Origin of the sequence: Rhodoplanes roseus (assembly GCF_003258865.1) — a bacterium.
Taxonomy (GTDB): Bacteria; Pseudomonadota; Alphaproteobacteria; order Rhizobiales; family Xanthobacteraceae; genus Rhodoplanes; species Rhodoplanes roseus.
This window is the reverse complement of the sequence record NZ_NPEX01001009.1, coordinates 1-238: the sequence shown is the minus strand read 5'-3', so window position 1 is coordinate 238 and position 238 is coordinate 1. Positions and strand designations below refer to the sequence as shown.

Here is a 238-nt window from a genome sequence, read left to right as displayed (position 1 = left end):
GAATGCGAGCCTTGCGGGCGCCTATGTCCGCAAGCGGCGCCATAAGATCGGCGAAGGCGCGCGGAGAGCGCTCGAAAGGCTCGGCCTCAAAGGAGACGATGCACGCACGGTTGCAACCTTCTCCGGAGGCGAACGTCAGCGTGTCGCCGTGGCACGTGCGCTCGCCACCGAGCCTTCCATCATTCTCGCGGACGAACCGACGGCAAGCCTCGACCGGGCAGCGGCCGACGCGCTCGTC

1 protein-coding gene is annotated in these 238 nt (G+C 67.6%); it reads left to right on the top strand.

Annotated features, from left to right (window positions below; genetic code table 11):
* The coding region (locus tag CH341_RS33385) for an ATP-binding cassette domain-containing protein (protein ID WP_146604841.1) at positions 1 to 238 on the top strand (238 nt) is incomplete at both ends.